Raw genomic sequence first — 14,653 nt, 5'->3', positions numbered from 1 at the left:
AGCGGCCTCTTCGAAAAAGACGCTACGCTTGCTTGCCGGCCGCCGCCAGAGCGCAGACACGAAGCTAAAGACACACAGCCCACTAGTCCTAGCTAGGCCACACGCAATCCGACGCCTCTGGTCATCTTGCGGATCTCGTCGGACTTCAGGCCGCTTGCCCCGGCAAGTTGGTAGTCATCAAGGAGTCGGGATTTCCTGGCCAGGGCCAGTACCTGCGTGCGTTCTTCTTTTGCGGCGCTCCGGGCGCCTTCGGCTGCCGCCAGCTCCGTGGCCAACTCTTTGATGATGTGAACATGCCCGTTGCGGGTTTGGCCCGACGGATACAGCTCACCGCGTGCCACGGCGGCAGACCGGATACTGCCGGCAGGCTGGCCGGCGGCCTCTGCGAGGGCGGCAACGTTCACGCCGTCGCGCAGTGCCTGGGCTATGCAGTCACCCAGCTCGGTGGTGAGGGCACGCACCCTGCTGGACCGAAGTGCGATGGTCGTCCGCAGCTGGGCCAGCGTGGCCAGGGCTTGTTGGGCGCGGGCTGTTGCGGTGTCCGGCGTCGGGACGCCCCGGTACCGGGACGCCGCCGCGCCGTGCCCGCCCGTCCGGGTGCCGGCCGTACGCGGAGGTATCCGTTCGCGAATCTCTCTACCGCGCACCACTGCTCCTTGTCTTTCGTTGGTGTTTCCGTCTCCGTTGATGTTTCCGTGCCAGCGCTTCCGGGCGGCAGGGGTACCTCTCCCACGGTCTGCCCCGCCGGCCTGGAAGACGTCGCGCAGCGGGGTGCCTTCATTGGGCCCGTTATCCACCTTGCAGGTTACGCCGCCGGTACGCCCGGAAGGCAATACCGAAAGTGCGTGGAGCAATAGGTGAAAGTTCTGGATGCTCCGTCATAAGGGCTGCTTATCTGCCCACGCACTTTAGGTCTTATCCAAGAGGGTGGCTCCTTCCCTAGGCTCGAATGAACCAACCTCACCCGTACCGGAAGCCTGGAAGAGACCATGCCTGAATTCGTGCCCGCTTCGCGCGTAACCCGTATCAAATCCTCACCCAGCGTTGCCGCGGCGGCCCGTGTCCGGGAGCTCAAAGCCGAGGGCCGCCGGATCCTGGACCTGACGGTCGGCGAGCCGGATTTCGACACGCCTCAGCACATCAAGGACGCTGCCATCGCAGCCATCGGCCGCGGTGAAACCAAGTACACGTCAGTCACCGGGACGCCTGAACTGCAAAAGGCCATCCTGGAGACGCTGCAGCGCAAAACCGGCCAGCAGTACGCGCCCGGCGAGATCACCATCGGAGGGGGTGGGAAGCAGGTCATCTTCACCGCATTCATGGCCACCCTCGATGCAGGCGACGAGGTGGTCATCCCCGCACCGTACTGGGTCTCCTACCCGGACATGGTGCTCGCCAACGAAGGCACCCCCGTCATCGTTTCCTGTGGTGGGGACACCGGTTTCAAACTCACCCCTGAGGTCTTGGCCGGGGCACTGACGGAGCGCACCAAGTGGGTCATCCTCAACACGCCCTCCAACCCCACAGGAGCGGTGTACTCCCGCGAAGAACTGGCAGACCTGGCTGCCGTCCTCAAGGACCACCCTGCCGTCTACGTCCTCACAGATGAGATCTACGACGAGATCCACTTCGGCGACGGGCCCATCACCAGTCTCGTGGCCGTTGCCCCTGAGCTTAAGAACCGGGTGCTGGTCACCAACGGGGTCTCCAAGGCCTACGCGATGACTGGATGGCGGCTGGGTTACGCCGGCGGACCGGCGCCCCTGGTGGCTGCCATCAACAAGCTGCAATCCCAAATGTCCTCCTGTCCGTCGTCGGTCAGCCAGGCAGCTGCCGCCGCGGCACTCACGGGAGACCAGGACTTCGTGCGCGAAAGCGTGGAGGTGTACCGCGAACGGCGTGATGCGGCAGTCTCCGGGCTGAACGCGGTCGAGGGCCTGCAGTGCGCGACGCCGGAAGGCGCCTTCTACGCGTACGTCAACTGCGCCGGGGTCATCGGCAAGACGACGCCCGATGGCAGGGAGATCACCAACGACGAGGACTTCACGCTGTACCTGCTGGAAGCGGCGTCTGTTGCCGTCATCCAGGGTTCGGCGTACGGGATGAGCCCCTACTTCCGGATTTCCTATGCCACCGGGCTCCCGGTGATCGAGGAATCCATCGCCGCCATCGAAAAGGCCGTCACGGCGCTGGCCTGACCCAACCACTACTTTGCCCACGCTTTCCAATAACAGGAGCACCCCATGATCCACGTCAAAACGAAATTCGACCGGCCCTCCGAAGATGCCGTTCAGCGGCTTTCCAAGTTCTCCTCGGCCACGGTGCATGAAGCACAGGGCCGCAAAGGTGCACTGAGTTCGAAGATCAAGCCGATCGACCGCAGCATGTCCTTCTGCGGCCCCGCCGTCACCGTGGTCTGTGCGCCCCGGGACAATCTGATGCTTCAGGTGGCCATCCATTACGCCCAGAAGGGCGACGTTGTCCTGGTGGCGGCCGGTGAGTACGAGGAAGCCGGGACGTTCGGCGACGTCCTGGGCAACGCCATGAAGGCGAAAGGCCTGGCCGGTATGGTCACCGACTCCGGCGTCCGCGACACCAAGGACCTGATTGAACTCGGGTTGCCGGTGTTCTCCGGCAGCGTCTGCATCAAGGGGACGGTCAAAGAAACCATTGGTCCCATCAACCATCCCCTGGTGTTCGGCGACGAGATTGTCTACCCGGGCGATGTCCTGCTGGGTGATGCCGACGGTGTGGTGGTGGTCCGCAAGGATGAGATCGAGGAAGTCATTAAGCTGTCGCAGGCACGCGTCGACGCTGAGGACGACCTCATCCGCCGCTACAAGGAAGGCGGCACCACCATCGAATTGTGCAAGCTGACCGACGTCTTGAAGGCCAAAGGCCTGCTGGTGGAGGATGCCGAACTGGAGCCAGCCCTGTAGCCACCCATTCCCAACGATTGCCGGCACCGACAAGTGCCCAGCATTCCAGGCTCAAGCCATTCGACGCTTAAGCGAAGAGGCCCGGGGTTCCTTGCGGAACTCCGGGCCTTGCCTCTTGCCGGTCTTAAGTCGATGAGCCGATCAGTTCATGCCGGGCAGCACGTGGACGGGCGGTCCCACCTGGGTGTCGTCCAGGTACCACATGGTGGAGCCGCGCTTGCCCGAGGGCATTATGCTTCCCTCGAACACGAAGACGGGCTCGGTGGCGGGCCCGTCCTCGGGACGCCAAAAACCGTTGGCGGGGCAGTGCGAGCCGGTGCTGGCTTTCAGCGGGATTCTTCTTTCGGCTGCATTCCGGTACCGCGGGCTGGTGATTTTCTTCATGGCTGGGCTCCAGGGGATTTGTTGCCGTGCTATCGCGTTTGGCGAAATCTTTATGGTTTTTATCCTAGAACTTACGCGATTCCCTGAATAAGACTAAAGCGGCGTGACCTGATAAGGCCTGCTTATGATTCCGCGGGCGGTGTGGCGGGGAGCGGGGAATATTTAGTCCGAAGTATTTCCTGCAACATTTCCTTGAGCACCAGCAGGACGGCGGACGCGGCTTCGGATAGGGGCTCGTGGTCGGGGGTGCACAGCGCGATTTTGCACTGCAGTGCCGGCTCGACGATCCGCAGGACCCGGAAGTCCTCCTCGTGGAACAGGGCGTCCGCGGCCGACTTTGGGAGGATGGTCGCCCCGAGGTCCGTACGCAGCAGCCTGGTGAGGGAGGGGACCGATTCCACTTCGCCTACCAGCTTCAGCTTCAGGCCCTTGTTTTCGATGCCCGCCTGAACCACTTGCCGAAGGGTGTGGATCTGTTCCGGCAGGAAGAGTCCGATGTTAGCCACTTCGTCCAGGGTGATGATGCCGGCCTCCGCCGCTACCGGAAGTTCCCGCCGGGAGTTCACGATCAGGTACAGGTCCTCGAGGATGAGGGTGGTGAACTGCACCCCACGGATGGGCCCCGGTTCATAGATGAGTGCCATGTCGAGCCGCCCGTTTTTGATGGCCTCGCTGAGGACGCCGCCGTAGATCTCGGTCAGGTGCAGCACGATATCGGGGTAACGCTGGCCTACCTCGCTGATGATCCGCGGTGTGAGGCTTGATGCCATGCTGTAGGGGGCGATTGCTATGGAGACGCGGCCGGAAGGCGCCGCTCCTGAAGCTGCCACGTCGATCCTGGCCTGCTCCACGAGCCGCAGGATGGTCTGCGCATGCCGGTACAGGGTATGGCCGGCCGCCGTGGGCTCCACGCCCTGCTTGCTCCGGATCAGGAGTCGTTGCTTCAACTCGGTTTCGAGCGCGGACACCTGCTGGCTCAGCGCCGGCTGGGCCACGTGGAGGGCGGCGGCGGCCTTGGTGATGCTTCCTGAGTCGACGATCTTGACGAAGTACGCCAGCTTCCGGGTGTCCATAGCGCTCCTCTTTCAGCGGGGACGGCAAAGCATGCGGGGTCATACGTTGGCGCTATGGCGGGACAGGCATTACGTCTTTGTGTGATCCGAGTCTCGGGCATAGGTTAATTGCAGATGACTTTCCAATGACCAGAACATTCTATCCCCGTCGAGCCATCGCCGATTTTGATGGCGGCATATCTTTTATGCATAAGCAGGGCAACAGTTTATTGGAAGCATCATTTTTATAGTCTTGAAACAAGGGCCGCATACATTCTTTGGACCGCGAATAGCGCTGGCGAAGGTCATAACTGTTCCCTATAGCGTGATACCGCATTCGTCTTTGTGTGGCCAACATCCCGGTGCCACACTGATTTATACCGGCAGTACCAGCAGAGGAAGGCCCGTAATGCCCACAGTCGATCTCGTAGCGGATCTTGGTGAAGGTTTTGGCGCCTACTCGATTGGTGACGACAATGCCCTGCTGGAAATCGTGTCCAGCGCCAATATCGCCTGCGGCTTCCACGCAGGGGACCCTGACATCATGGACGCCACCGTGGCTGAATGTGTCAGGACGGGAGTCGGCATCGGCGCCCATCCGAGCTTCCCGGATCTCCGAGGCTTCGGCCGCCGGGCCATGGACCTCACAGCTGACGAAGTCCGCACCGACGTCATCTACCAGCTGGGAGCCCTGTCAGCGTTTGCCGCCTACCATGGCGGTTCCGTCTCCCACCTGGCACCGCACGGCCGCCTGGGCAACCTGGTGGCCACCCGGGCGGACTATGCCGGAGCTGTGGCGGATGCCGCGGCCAGGGTGGACCCGAAGCTGATCATCTTGGCCCAGGACGGTGAACTCGCCACCGCGGCGGCGGAGCGCGGCCTGCGGGTGGCCATCGTTGGCATCGCGGACCGCGCCTACCAGGATGACGGCACACTGGTGCCGCGCAGCCAGCCCGGTGCCGTGATCCACGACCCCTCCGTCATCGTCCAGCGCACGGTACGGATGGTCTGCGAAGGACTCATAGACACTGCCTCCGGCAGGGACATCGCTATCCAGGCAGACACGGTACTGCTCCACGGCGACAACCCGGGCGCCGTCGAACTTGCCCGCCTGATCCGCCGTGAACTGATCGCCGCCGGTGTCACCATCGCCCCGCTGGCACAGGTCCTCGCGGCAAAGCAAAAGGTTTCCTGACCATGGCAACCACAACGACGACCAGCCAGACAACGCTGGACATCTACGAGTCGGGCGACGCTGCCCTGCGCGTGGTGGCACGGTCCGGTGACGCAGAAACCAACTGGGCCACGGTCCACTCCCTCGCTGGCTGGCTGGCGGCCGCCGGCGTCGAAGGCATCCATGGCGCCGTTCCCACCTACGACTCCGTCCTGGTCGAATTCGACCCCTACCTCACCTCCGCGCGCCAGGTCAGGGCGTTCGTCCTCCTCGGAATGCGCCAACTGGACTACGTTGGCACGGCCCCGCGGGAGCCGCGCCGCTTCGAAGTCCCCGTGGTGTACGGCGGCGACTACGGGCCAGACCTCGGCCGCGTGGCGGAACACCAGGGCCTGGACGTTGAGGACGTCATCGCCCGGCACACGGCAAAGACTTACGTCATCCGTTGCCTGGGTGCGCCGGCAGGTTCTCCGATGATGGACGGACCGGACTTCCCCGTCCCTGTCCCCAGGCTCAAGGACCCGCGGCTGTCAGTTCCCGCCGGTGCCGTATCCGTGGCCGGACGCCAGGCCGTGATCGCGCCCGCAGTGGCACCAGGTGGCTGGTGCGTCATCGGCCAGACGCCGCTGACGGTCCTTGACGCCACCCGCGAACCCCTGGTGCCCTACGTCCCCGGCGATGAACTGCGCTTCTACCGGATTCCGGCCGATGACTTCGGAAACTTCGCAGGACAGTTCCTGGAGGCACGGCCATGACCGGTTCTTTGGTCATCCTGCAGCCGGGCCATTCCGTGGTCACCGACCTCGGCCGGACGAAGGGCCCTGCATTCGGACTTCCCGTCAACGGCGCCCTGGACCAGTATTCAGCCAGGGCGGCCAACATCCTTGCCGGCAACGAAGACAACGATCCCCTGTTCGAACTCACTGCGCTGGACTTCCGGATGCGGGCCACCACCGACCTGCTGATCGCCGTCACCGGTGCACCCCTGGACCTCATGGTGGGCGGCCGCGAATGCCCGCAATGGGAACCGGTGTCCGTACGGGCCGGCGAAGTCGTGGCCGTCCGCGGCATCCGGACCGGACTGCGGGCCTACATCGCCGTCCACGGATCCTTCACGGTCCCCAGCCTGCTGGGCAGCTGCGCCCCGGACACGGTTGTGGGCTTCGGGTTGAAGCTCGTGGAGGGCTTCCGCCTGGAAACACGGAAGACCACCGCGCCCATCACCCAGCCACACTTTGGCTTGCCGCTGTTCCGGCTGGGCATCACCAAACCTGTCTTCACCACTAACCCGGTCATCGATGTCACCGACGGGCCGGACGTAACGGAATTCGGGGACACGGCCGAGCTGCTGTTCACCACGCAGTACACCGTGAGCCCGCGCAGCAACCACATCGGACTGCGCCTCGGTGGTGCCCTTCCCGAGCGTCAGCTCACGTCAGAAGTGCTCTCCCGCGGCGTTCCGGTCGGGGCCATCGAGGTCCCGTCCCGGGATGAGCTGCTGGTACTGCACCGGGGACGCGGCGTTACGGCGGGCTATCCGGTCCTGGCAGTGGTCACCAGCCGTTCCCTTGACCTCTTGGCACAAGCCAGGCCCGGACACACCGTCACCTTTAGAAAAACAACGGTGGCTGAAGCAACAGCCATGCACCGCACAGCCTGCCTGGAACTCGACAGATTACGGAACACCATCAACACAGTCTTCGGTCTCCTCGGGATCGGTGCCGGCCAGCGCTGGTACGAACTCAGCCCAGCGTCCGGAGCCTGAACACCATGAATGTTTTAGCCCACCATTCCCACTTTTTGGAGTACCAATGCCTTTTTCCGACTACACCACCGCCCTCGTCACCGGCGCATCCACCGGCATGGGCGCCGCCATCGCCGAACGGCTGGCCAAGCGCGGCCTGATCGTCCACGCGGTGGCCCGCAACGAGGAACGTCTCGCTGAACTGGCGGACCGTACGGGAGCAGTCCCGCACGTGGTGGACCTGACTGACACCACCGCCCTGGCCGCCGTCGTCCGCGACCTCAAGGTGGACGTCCTGGTGAACTGTGCCGGGGTGTCCCGTCCCGGAAACATCCTGGACTCCTCCGAGCAAGACATCGACGAACTGGTGGACGTGAACCTCCGCGGGTTGCTGCAGCTGACCCGGCTGGTCCTGCCCGGCATGGTGGAGCGGGACCTTGGCCACGTGGTCAACATCAGCTCCATCGCAGGCACCTACAACTTCTACGGCCACACTGTCTATCACGCCACCAAGGCGGCGGTGCACCAGATCTCCCGCCAACTGCGCAACGACACCGTGGGCAAGCGCATCCGCGTCACCGAAATCTGCCCCGGCCGGGTGGAAACCGAGATTTTCGGCCGGAATATGGGCGGCAGCCCGGAAGCCATGGAAGAAGCCTGGCAAACGTACTACGAAGGCTACGAGTCGCTGACCACCGATGACATCGTTAACGCCCTGGACTACGCCATCGAAACCCCGCGGCACGTCAACGTGGGCATGCTGGAACTCATGCCCACGTTCCAGGTCCCCGGCGGCCTGACCTTCGACCGCCGGGGGGACTCTGACTAAAGCTCACCGCTAAACCCAAGCCCGGCGAACTACCTTCCCACCGTTCAATCGATAGGCCCTCCAGATGCAGTTAGTACGAACCGTCAGTTTCCCCGATCCCCAGCTCCTCGCTGACCTGTCGCCGCTTCCCGGCAGCCTGCGCGGGGTGGTCTGGGACATGAAGGAGGAGCCGGGGGAGGATATGGGCGGCATCGACGGTGTCATCCTCCCGTACCTGGACGCCGGGACAGTGCTGGGTTCTCTGGGCAAGGTCCCGGACCTCAAGTTCGTTCAGACGCAGTCAACAGGGTACGACGGCGTCCGCGAGGCTGCCGGTCCGCGCGCCGCAGTAGCAAACGCCTCGGGAGTCCATGCGGCTGCCACCGCGGAACTGGCCGTTGGCCTCATCCTCGCCAAGCTGCGCGGCATCGACCAGGCCGTCAAGGACCAGCAGGTTGAAAGCTGGAAGCCGCAGCGTCGCCAGTCGCTGGCCGACCGCAAGGTCCTGCTGCTGGGCATCGGCGGGATCGGCAAGGAACTCGGCCGCCGCCTGGAACCGTTCGAAGTCACCATCACACGGGTGGGAAGCACGGCCCGCACCGACGCGGCCGGGCAGGTCCACGGCCCGGACGAACTGGTGGCCCTCGCGGCTGGCCACGACATCCTGGTCTCCGTCCTGCCCCTGAATGATGACACCCACCACCTGGTGGGCCGGGACGTCCTTGCCGCCATGCCCGACGGTGCCCTGGTGGTGAACGTGGGCCGCGGAGCCGTGGTGGACACCGATGCCCTGACCCGGGAAGTGGTGTCCGGGCGACTGCAATGCGCCATCGACGTCGTCGATCCCGAACCGCTGCCCGCCGGGCACCCGCTGTGGTCCGCGGAGAACGCGCTGATCACCCCACACGTGGGCGGCAACGCCTCGGCCTTCGAGCCCCGGATCCTCAAGCTCCTGAAACAGCAGCTCGAGGCGCTGGCCGCCGGCCACATCCCGGCCAACCTCGTCCAGGAGGGTCCTTTCGCATGAGCGCGTTGTTCGACCTCACGGGCCGCGTTTCCAACTTCGTGAACGGACAAACCATCTTCATCGATGGCGGAACGGCGGTGGTGGTCTGATGGCAACGCCCCTTGATATCGCATTGCCCGCCACGGGTCCTGCGCTGGTGGCCCACGCCGCCGGCGACCTGCGGATCGACGAGGTCCCGTTGCCCTCGCCCGCAGCCGACGAAGCAGTGATCGAGGTCCGCTACGGCGGCATCTGCGGCTCGGATCTGCACTACTGGCTGCACGGCGCAGCGGGGGAGTCCATCCTGAAGACCCCGCTGGTCCTGGGCCATGAGATCTCCGGCACGGTGGTCCTCGCCGCGGCCAACGGGTCCGGACCGGAGGCCGGAACTGCCGTCACCGTCCACCCCGCCACCCCGGGCCCCGGCGCCGGGCGCTATCCGGAGGACCGGCCCAACTTGTCTCCTGGCTGCACCTATCTGGGCAGCGCCGCCCGCTACCCGCACACGAACGGTGCCTTCAGTCGCTATGTCACGCTGCCCGTCCGGATGCTCCGCCCGCTCCCGGACAGCATCTACCTGCGCACCGCGGCACTGATAGAACCCGCGTCCGTCGCGTGGCATGCCGTGTCCAGGGCCGGGGACGTCCGCGGGAAGACCGCGCTGGTCATCGGCTCCGGCCCCATCGGCGCCCTCGCCGTCGCCGTCCTCAAACGCGCCGGCGCCGCCCGCATCACCGCCGTCGACCTCCATCCCAAGCCGTTGGAAATCGCCACGGACGTCGGCGCGGATGACGTGATCAACGCCGCGGACGCCGAAGCCATCGCCGCCGTGGAGGCCGACGTCGTGATCGAATCCTCCGGCAACCACCACGGGCTGGCCTCGGCCATCCGCGGCGCGGTGCGCGGCGGCACCGTGGTGATGGTTGGGCTGCTGCCCACCGGCATGCAGCCGGTGCCCATCGCGCTTGCGATCACCCGCGAACTGCAACTGCTGGGCTCGTTCCGCTTCAACGACGAGATCGACGACGTGATCGCGGCCCTCGCTGACGGCTCCCTTCACATCGAGCCCGTCATCACGCACGAATTCCCGCTGGCCGAAGCCCTCCGCGCCTTCGAGGTGGCCAAGGACTCCACCAGCTCCGGCAAGGTGCTCCTCTCCTTCCGCGACGCGGGGCATGTCCAGTGAGGGCGCACCTGCCTCCGCTGGTGGTGATGGGAGTCTCGGGCTGCGGCAAGTCCACCGTCGGCGCCCTCCTGGGGCAGCGGCTCCTCATGCCGTTCTTTGACGGGGATGATTTCCATCCAGCAGCCAACAAGCAAAAGATGACCGCCGGGGTTCCACTGACGGACAGTGACCGGGAGCCGTGGCTTGCCCGGCTGGGGGAGCTGCTTGCAGGAAAGGACGACGGCGGCGTGGGAGTCCCACCGATTGTTGCCTGCTCCGCGCTGAAGCGGCGGTACCGGGACCTCCTGCGCAGTTATGCACCGGACATTGTCTTCGTCCACTTGGCTGGAACTGCGGCAACAATCGGCGCCCGGATGGATGCCCGGTCCCACGAGTTCATGCCGCGCACACTGCTGGACTCCCAGTTCGCCGCACTTGAGGACCTGAAAGCGGACGAGACCCACGTGCTGGGCGACATCACGCAGCCGCTGGACCTTCTGGTGGAATCGCTCGAACTGAAGCTGAAGCACGCTGCCGCACGAGACGCGTCAGATGCAGGAGTAAACGTAGTCAAAGCCGCTGGAGATGTATTGGGTGATCGTTGTTTTCCCGCCTCCGGTGAGGGGCGCTGCGGCGCACAACCGCTTTGCTGAAGCCATGGAACTTGCTCCTGCCAGCCAGTTCCTTGAGGTATAAAGTGGGCTCGATGTCGGGACCGTCCCGGCCAGGCCACACATGATTCCACTGCGCGAGGTGTTCAGAAAACGCCTGTAAGCTCCGCCGGCGATACCGGGAAAACGGGCCCCGCAACCACCCTTGACACGATGACTTCGGACAGAAAGGACATGCGCCACCGCATCCAGATACCTCTACATACTGGAATGTGTGGTTTCAAACGGAATCGTGACGCGAGTCATTGGTTCCATGACGCTGACAGCCCGATGTCTTGTGCCATTCGGGGCCCCGATACGGGGTCTGAGCGGACATGGTCGAGACATGTCGCCCACAATTGCGTTCGGGGATGGAGATGAGAAGCTAATCTTGTCCAAGCGTCATGCTTGAAGGCATGGGGTCTTGAAGGTACCGCAAATGCCGTGCAACGTCGGCTCGCGTTCACCTCGGTGATCTATTTTGGGGGTCGGTTGCATTGAGGTTTCCGCGCATTCTCTTTTCACTGCTTGCCGGCGTGATGATCCTGCCGATATCCGGTTGCGTGAGCGGTTCGATACCAAGTGCGGCCACTGCGGCACCGACAGATGTCTGGAGGATCAGCCCCGGCCCCCCGTCGAGTGCTGCCCCGGCTCAGATGTATTCAATGGCTCAGCTGCGCGCAATGGTCGGAAGCGTCCGCGCCGTCGACGGCCCCGCTGCCGTGGTAATGGACGACGCCCAGCTGAAAAAGATCCAAGGCATCCAATCACTGGGTTCAGCCTGGCTGAGAACCGACCCCGCTGAATGCCTGAGCCTGCTGCACGACGGAAGCCTCTCCGATGACCGGATACAGACAGCCGCGGCCCTCATCGGCCCGCCCGCGAGCCAGTCAACAATTACCGCATCCTCTGATAATTCCGGGCTGTTCTGGCAGGGCATCTACAGTCTCGAAAAGGCCCGGACCCACTGCTCACCATCAACCCTGACCCTCGACGGCCAGACTGCCCAGTACGAGCTTTCACCCGTCCTTGCAGACCTGCACGGACAGAAGTCAACAGCCAACGTTCAGACCATCACCGACCAAACAGGAGCACATCACACGCTGAGCATGGTGGCCATGGACGGAACCCTTTTTGTTACAGGAAGTAAGAAAATCCCCGCCGTGCAGCCGACGGCCGCCGAAGTCAAAGAGTTGAGCGGCTATATCAATACCGTCATCGATGGCGCAGGCAAAGCAGCCGCCTCCGCCCCGACTACAGGGGTCGGCGCATAGGTCCTGCGCAGGATGCCACCGCCTTTCCCCTTGACCCCCACTGCCAACCTTCAAGCAAGGACGATATGAATCGAGAAACGGACGCTCACACTCCTGCCCAATCGGAGGAGAGTATCTCCGGCGCCGGCCTATCCCTGTCCAAACCACACAAGCCAGGCAGAAGAAACATCCTCATCGGCGTCGCCGCCCTGGTCGTACTTTGCGGTGTCGGGGCTTGGGCAACGATTCCCCAGATGCTGACGGAGGGCCAACATCAGGCAGTGGCCTTTGCGACGCCGCAGGCCCCCTCGCCAACCACGACCGCACAGCCAACGCAAATCTTGCGGCTGACCGACTACACCGACCCGACCCACGGCTTCGCAGTGAAATTGCTCAGCCCACCCACGCACACCAAGGTCGCAATTCCCCTAACATCCGATACGACAGCAACCGCGGACGTATTCAATGCCCAGTACCACGGACAATCCGTTTTAGCGCTCCCGTTGCCGTGCATGAACCCTGCTCACACAGCTGAGATACTGCAAGGCTTCATGGATTCAACCGTGAACAATTACGGAAGATCCAACTCCGCCGCACCGGTCGTTCAAAGCAGTGATCCGACAACGTTGGAGTCGTTTCCTGCGATCCGTGGGAAGTTCACCTACACCGACGCCGATGGCCGAAGACTCAACGTTCAAATCCTTACCGTCATGCACGGCTCAACCATCATCCAAGCCGTCGCCATATCAGGCTCATCCCCTGACGCCTTCCTTGATGCCGGACAAAAAGCCTTCATGGACTCACTCCACTTCCTGGACCGGCCCGCACCCAGTGCACCCATGTGTACAGACCCTTCCCAGCTCCCCGAGGTGGCTGGCTAAGGATCCGGGCTGACCCAACTGCCAGGTGACCCGTCTCCTTCTCGGTCCCGGTTCCAGACGTCGAAGCCTCGCCGCGGGGCTGGGACAATCGTCAGTCTTTCCCTTGAGGCGTCTTAGCACTAAGGAAGTCGCCAGTGGACTCACGCCAGATGATGCGTTGCAGTCCTCCTTCGGGAGCGGGTGCGGGCTCACCCCGCAGGGCGGCAACTAGTCGCTGAACTGATCGGGAACCAAGCCTCTGGTAGTCCAAGGAGACAGTAGTAATTGACGGCACTTGGAGTGCGCTGGAATCCAAGTCGTCCCACCCTGTGACGTAAAGATCGCCAGGTACAGTCCATCCCCGCTCCAGCGCGCCACGAACGACCCCGGTGGCGACCAAATCGTTGGACGCTATGACTGCCAGGGGAGCGGCACCCTCGGGAAGATTGCGAATTGCGTTGAGCCCTGACTCTCCTGTCCAATCTCCTTCGATGACACCCAGGGATTGGAGCCCGAGTTTTTCGATGGTCACGAGGTAAGCATCCCGGCGCGCCCTGGTCGAACGGTAGTCCAACGCTCCGGTGATATGGAGGAACCGCAAAAACGTGGGAATCCGAGGGCGGCGGGTGCACGCTCAACCATGCCATCCACCACATTGACCTGACCTTGTGGCTGATGGGCAGGCCCACCCTGTGTACCAGGTTGTGGCGTCCCTGGGCCTGGTCAATAGACTCTGGGGCCTCATCATCCCCGCAGCAGCCACGCCAACCGGAGTATTCATACTGCGGCAGTACATGCTCTCGATTCCCGACGAACTCATAGAAGCAGCACGGGTGGACGGGGCAGGGGAGTTCCGCGTCTTTGTCCGGATCGTGCTTCCGATGTGCCGGCCGGCGCTTGCCGTCGTCGCCATCCTGTCCATCATGTGGCGCTGGAACGATTTCCTGTGGCCCCTGGTGGTCGCCCAAAGCGAGTCTGTCTACACCCTGCCGGTTGCCCTCGCCCGGTTCACAGCCGAGGAAACCGTTCCTTTCAACCTCATCATCGCCATGAGCGTGGTGACGGTTCTGCCCGTGATCATTCTCTTCCTGTTCTTCCAACGGCAAATCGTCACCGGCATTGCCAACACGGGCATCAAGTAACCGAACAGAATGAAACTAACTTTAAAGGACCAAAATGAACAGCCCAACGGTGCTCGAAAAGAACCTCATTATCCATGTGCCGGAGAATCAGCAGACGGTAACAGTCCGGCTGGAAATCGAAACCTCCTGCACGTGTGCAAATCAACGTGTGCAGGTGGCAGGTTCATATATTGATGCCGAACCGCCCAAGCGCTCCTGAAGCGCATAACCCCCTCTCAGCGGAGGGCTTCGCGGATTTCCGCCGCGATGAGGCGGCGTGCGTCTTCCGCCAGGTCGAGGTTCAGGACTGGGTTCAGCGCCCGCGCCATTTTGGGCGCGGCGATAAGGAGGTCGGACAGTTCCGGGTCACCGGCAGGGTCGAGGGCAGCGAGCATCGTTGGTGTGAGCCGGTCGCTGACGTGGCGGTTGCTTAGGACGGCGGAGACAGCCATTGCGTTCCTTTGCTGAAGACATGATGCGTACCGGTTCCAGCATGG

At 63.4% G+C, this 14,653-nt stretch carries 18 protein-coding genes; 13 read left to right on the top strand and 5 right to left on the bottom strand.

Annotated elements, in window-relative coordinates; genetic code table 11:
* Positions 1–92 precede the first annotated feature (92 nt).
* Positions 93–854 (bottom strand): hypothetical protein, encoded by a 762-nt coding sequence (locus J2S96_RS12180; protein ID WP_306863603.1) that lies wholly within the window; start codon positions 852–854, stop codon positions 93–95.
* A 135-nt stretch (positions 855–989) separates the two neighbouring features.
* Here J2S96_RS12180 and J2S96_RS12175 point away from each other — a divergent pair, with 135 nt between their 5' ends.
* Both J2S96_RS12175 and J2S96_RS12170 read left to right on the top strand, forming a co-directional pair.
* The gene (locus J2S96_RS12175) at positions 990–2,198 is read left to right on the top strand and encodes an aspartate transaminase (RefSeq protein WP_306863599.1); all 1,209 of its coding nucleotides are present in this window, start codon (positions 990–992) and stop codon (positions 2,196–2,198) included.
* Between the two features lie 45 nt (positions 2,199–2,243).
* Positions 2,244–2,939, top strand: a complete 696-nt coding sequence (locus J2S96_RS12170; RefSeq protein ID WP_306863596.1) for a 4-carboxy-4-hydroxy-2-oxoadipate aldolase/oxaloacetate decarboxylase — start codon at positions 2,244–2,246, stop codon at positions 2,937–2,939.
* 141 nt (positions 2,940–3,080) lie between these two features.
* Here the strand turns inward: J2S96_RS12170 and J2S96_RS12165 are convergent, their stop codons facing one another.
* Positions 3,081–3,323, bottom strand: a complete 243-nt coding sequence (locus J2S96_RS12165) for a hypothetical protein (RefSeq protein WP_306863593.1) — start codon at positions 3,321–3,323, stop codon at positions 3,081–3,083.
* A 122-nt stretch (positions 3,324–3,445) separates the two neighbouring features.
* On the bottom strand, positions 3,446–4,396 hold the full coding sequence (gene nac / locus J2S96_RS12160; RefSeq protein ID WP_306863591.1) for a nitrogen assimilation transcriptional regulator NAC: 951 nt from the start codon (positions 4,394–4,396) through the stop codon (positions 3,446–3,448).
* 388 nt (positions 4,397–4,784) lie between these two features.
* Between nac and J2S96_RS12155 the strand changes: the two genes are divergently transcribed.
* From J2S96_RS12155 to J2S96_RS12115, 9 genes are all read left to right on the top strand, one after another.
* Positions 4,785–5,570 (top strand): LamB/YcsF family protein, encoded by a 786-nt coding sequence (locus tag J2S96_RS12155; protein WP_306863589.1) that lies wholly within the window; start codon positions 4,785–4,787, stop codon positions 5,568–5,570.
* A gap of 2 nt (positions 5,571–5,572) precedes the next feature.
* Positions 5,573–6,304, top strand: a complete 732-nt coding sequence (locus J2S96_RS12150; protein WP_306863587.1) for a 5-oxoprolinase subunit B family protein — start codon at positions 5,573–5,575, stop codon at positions 6,302–6,304.
* Positions 6,301–7,314: a biotin-dependent carboxyltransferase family protein gene (locus J2S96_RS12145; protein ID WP_306863584.1), complete on the top strand. Its 1,014-nt coding sequence runs from the start codon at positions 6,301–6,303 to the stop codon at positions 7,312–7,314. The genes J2S96_RS12150 and J2S96_RS12145 overlap by 4 nt, the downstream gene beginning before the upstream one ends.
* 46 nt (positions 7,315–7,360) lie before the next feature.
* Complete coding sequence (locus J2S96_RS12140) at positions 7,361–8,122, top strand: SDR family oxidoreductase (protein WP_306863582.1); 762 nt, start codon at positions 7,361–7,363, stop codon at positions 8,120–8,122.
* Positions 8,123–8,186: 64 nt separating this feature from the next.
* Positions 8,187–9,128 (top strand): 2-hydroxyacid dehydrogenase, encoded by a 942-nt coding sequence (locus J2S96_RS12135; RefSeq protein ID WP_306863581.1) that lies wholly within the window; start codon positions 8,187–8,189, stop codon positions 9,126–9,128.
* Positions 9,129–9,216: 88 nt separating this feature from the next.
* Entirely contained in the window at positions 9,217–10,293 is a 1,077-nt protein-coding gene (locus J2S96_RS12130; RefSeq protein WP_306863579.1) for an L-idonate 5-dehydrogenase, read from the top strand.
* Entirely contained in the window at positions 10,290–10,925 is a 636-nt protein-coding gene (locus J2S96_RS12125) for a gluconokinase (protein WP_306863576.1), read from the top strand. The genes J2S96_RS12130 and J2S96_RS12125 overlap by 4 nt, the downstream gene beginning before the upstream one ends.
* A gap of 662 nt (positions 10,926–11,587) precedes the next feature.
* Complete coding sequence (locus J2S96_RS12120; RefSeq protein WP_306863573.1) at positions 11,588–12,196, top strand: hypothetical protein; 609 nt, start codon at positions 11,588–11,590, stop codon at positions 12,194–12,196.
* A 530-nt stretch (positions 12,197–12,726) separates the two neighbouring features.
* Positions 12,727–13,056: a hypothetical protein gene (locus J2S96_RS12115; protein WP_306863570.1), complete on the top strand. Its 330-nt coding sequence runs from the start codon at positions 12,727–12,729 to the stop codon at positions 13,054–13,056.
* Between the two features lie 91 nt (positions 13,057–13,147).
* Here J2S96_RS12115 and J2S96_RS12110 read toward each other — a convergent pair whose 3' ends face one another.
* Complete coding sequence (locus tag J2S96_RS12110) at positions 13,148–13,636, bottom strand: substrate-binding domain-containing protein (RefSeq protein WP_306863567.1); 489 nt, start codon at positions 13,634–13,636, stop codon at positions 13,148–13,150.
* A gap of 67 nt (positions 13,637–13,703) precedes the next feature.
* Here J2S96_RS12110 and J2S96_RS12105 point away from each other — a divergent pair, with 67 nt between their 5' ends.
* Both J2S96_RS12105 and J2S96_RS12100 read left to right on the top strand, forming a co-directional pair.
* On the top strand, positions 13,704–14,177 hold the full coding sequence (locus tag J2S96_RS12105; protein WP_306863564.1) for a carbohydrate ABC transporter permease: 474 nt from the start codon (positions 13,704–13,706) through the stop codon (positions 14,175–14,177).
* A gap of 34 nt (positions 14,178–14,211) precedes the next feature.
* Positions 14,212–14,376: a hypothetical protein gene (locus J2S96_RS12100; protein WP_306863561.1), complete on the top strand. Its 165-nt coding sequence runs from the start codon at positions 14,212–14,214 to the stop codon at positions 14,374–14,376.
* A gap of 16 nt (positions 14,377–14,392) precedes the next feature.
* Here J2S96_RS12100 and J2S96_RS12095 read toward each other — a convergent pair whose 3' ends face one another.
* Positions 14,393–14,608 carry a hypothetical protein gene (locus J2S96_RS12095; RefSeq protein WP_306863558.1) on the bottom strand — a complete coding sequence of 72 codons (216 nt, stop codon included), beginning with the start codon at positions 14,606–14,608 and terminating at the stop codon, positions 14,393–14,395.
* Between the last annotated feature and the right edge of the window lie 45 nt (positions 14,609–14,653).

The organism is Arthrobacter bambusae, from assembly GCF_030812595.1.
Classification (GTDB): Bacteria; Actinomycetota; Actinomycetes; order Actinomycetales; family Micrococcaceae; genus Arthrobacter; species Arthrobacter bambusae_B.
The sequence above is the reverse complement of the archived record's forward strand: the minus strand, read 5'-3'. Positions and strand labels throughout refer to the sequence as shown.

What these genes read in the sequence shown, in the direction of transcription:
- J2S96_RS12100 (WP_306863561.1), top strand. Translation starts at nt 14,212, where the DNA reads ATGAACAGCCCAACGGTGCTCGAAAAGAACCTCATTATCCATGTGCCG.
- J2S96_RS12150 (WP_306863587.1), top strand. Translation starts at nt 5,573, where the DNA reads ATGGCAACCACAACGACGACCAGCCAGACAACGCTGGACATCTACGAG.
- J2S96_RS12095 (WP_306863558.1), bottom strand. Translation starts at nt 14,608, where the DNA reads ATGGCTGTCTCCGCCGTCCTAAGCAACCGCCACGTCAGCGACCGGCTC.
- J2S96_RS12155 (WP_306863589.1), top strand. Translation starts at nt 4,785, where the DNA reads ATGCCCACAGTCGATCTCGTAGCGGATCTTGGTGAAGGTTTTGGCGCC.
- J2S96_RS12140 (WP_306863582.1), top strand. Translation starts at nt 7,361, where the DNA reads ATGCCTTTTTCCGACTACACCACCGCCCTCGTCACCGGCGCATCCACC.
- J2S96_RS12135 (WP_306863581.1), top strand. Translation starts at nt 8,187, where the DNA reads ATGCAGTTAGTACGAACCGTCAGTTTCCCCGATCCCCAGCTCCTCGCT.
- J2S96_RS12165 (WP_306863593.1), bottom strand. Translation starts at nt 3,323, where the DNA reads ATGAAGAAAATCACCAGCCCGCGGTACCGGAATGCAGCCGAAAGAAGA.
- J2S96_RS12115 (WP_306863570.1), top strand. Translation starts at nt 12,727, where the DNA reads ATGGATTCAACCGTGAACAATTACGGAAGATCCAACTCCGCCGCACCG.
- J2S96_RS12130 (WP_306863579.1), top strand. Translation starts at nt 9,217, where the DNA reads ATGGCAACGCCCCTTGATATCGCATTGCCCGCCACGGGTCCTGCGCTG.
- J2S96_RS12120 (WP_306863573.1), top strand. Translation starts at nt 11,588, where the DNA reads ATGGCTCAGCTGCGCGCAATGGTCGGAAGCGTCCGCGCCGTCGACGGC.
- J2S96_RS12170 (WP_306863596.1), top strand. Translation starts at nt 2,244, where the DNA reads ATGATCCACGTCAAAACGAAATTCGACCGGCCCTCCGAAGATGCCGTT.
- J2S96_RS12175 (WP_306863599.1), top strand. Translation starts at nt 990, where the DNA reads ATGCCTGAATTCGTGCCCGCTTCGCGCGTAACCCGTATCAAATCCTCA.
- J2S96_RS12145 (WP_306863584.1), top strand. Translation starts at nt 6,301, where the DNA reads ATGACCGGTTCTTTGGTCATCCTGCAGCCGGGCCATTCCGTGGTCACC.
- nac (WP_306863591.1), bottom strand. Translation starts at nt 4,396, where the DNA reads ATGGACACCCGGAAGCTGGCGTACTTCGTCAAGATCGTCGACTCAGGA.